This window comes from Sutterella seckii, from assembly GCF_009183815.1.
Lineage (GTDB): Bacteria > Pseudomonadota > Gammaproteobacteria > Burkholderiales > Burkholderiaceae_F > Sutterella > Sutterella seckii.
The window spans coordinates 1-634 of sequence record NZ_WEHX01000227.1; the positions used below are offsets into that span (position 1 = coordinate 1).

Below are 634 nucleotides of genomic sequence, written 5' to 3' on the forward strand. Positions count from 1 at the left end.
CAGGAAAAAACCAACCGGACGCCTCGCCATGCAGTATAGCAACCACACGGACAATCTCAATCGCGCAATTGCATTCGAAGTCAATCAAAAAGATGTAACACGCTTCGGAGGGCTGGCTCCGCTCATGAATCGAGCCCGGCGGTCCGGGGTTCCTGCGGCGCTTGCCCGGGTCATCGACAAGTACACGCCCCGGGATCACTTCAACTTCGTCTACGACACGGAAGACCTGATCAATCAGGTGCTCGCATCACTGGCGGCCGGCATGCCCGACTTCAATGACGTCGAACAGCTCAGCATGGACAAGAGCTTTGTCAGCGCTCTGCGCATCTCGAACGCAGCCAGCGCACCGACGCTCTCCCGCTTCTTCGCCCGGTTCGAAGAGAAGTGCAAACACGATCGGATGATGGCGCTTGCCGAGGTCAAGGGTGAGCTCTCCAGGCTCACAAAGACTGATCCCCTCAGAATCACAACGCCGGCAATCATGGATCTGATTGACTTCACAGAGAATGAAGCCATAAGAATCCTTAAAAAACGCGGAGATACGGAGTACTTCATCATTGATGTGGACTCTACCCCGGTAGAGCTTTTCGGCAATCAGAATGAGGCCAGCTACGACGGGCACTACCGGTGCATC

General features: G+C 55.4%; 1 protein-coding gene. It reads left to right on the forward strand.

What is annotated here, in order from left to right; all coding sequences use genetic code 11:
* Positions 1–28: 28 nt before the first annotated feature.
* Positions 29–634: transposase (locus GBM95_RS11965; RefSeq protein ID WP_193222710.1), on the forward strand; the 606-nt coding region annotated here is incomplete at its 3' end.